At 45.4% G+C, this 608-nt stretch carries 1 protein-coding gene; it reads right to left on the reverse strand.

Annotated elements, in window-relative coordinates:
• Positions 1 to 564: TonB-dependent receptor plug domain-containing protein (locus tag A0125_RS15200; protein ID WP_231863251.1), on the reverse strand; the 564-nt coding region annotated here is incomplete at its 3' end.
• Positions 565 to 608: the final 44 nt, after the last annotated feature.

Genomic DNA, 608 nt, shown 5'->3' on the forward strand with positions numbered 1-608 from the left:
GGTTACCTCTGTCTTACCCTGCAAGCCTTTACCTGTTTTGGTGGTAATCATCAAAACACCTGCCGAGGCACGTGAACCGTATAAGGCGGATGCCGCAGGACCTTTCAACACCTGAATGGATTCAATATTATCAGGTGGAATATCGTTCAAACGGTTGGATGGCTGCGAACCAAATAACGTATTCTGGCTATTATCGGTATCATTACTAAAGATAATTCCATCAACAACAATCAAGGGTTGGTTGTTGCCACCAAAAGATGTAATACCGCGAATGTTGATATTGGTAGAGGATCCGGGCTGGCCTGATGAACTGGAAATATTGACACCAGCTACCTTACCTTGCATCGAATTCAGGACGTTGGTTTCTGACCTTTGAACCAAATCATCTCCTCCTACCCGCTGGGTAGCATAACCAATAGATTTCGCAGTACGCTGGATACCTTGAGCGGTAACAACCACCTCTTCAATAGATTCGTCTTCGCCCGCAAGCTGAATGTTGATCACGCTACGATCGCCAACAGAAACGCTCTGAGTCGTATGACCAATAAGTGAAAAACGCAACATGGCGCCTGTTGTAGTCTGAATGGAATAATTACCATTGCCATCTG

It is taken from the genome of Sphingobacterium populi (assembly GCF_001586775.1).
Classification (GTDB): domain Bacteria; phylum Bacteroidota; class Bacteroidia; order Sphingobacteriales; family Sphingobacteriaceae; genus Sphingobacterium; species Sphingobacterium populi.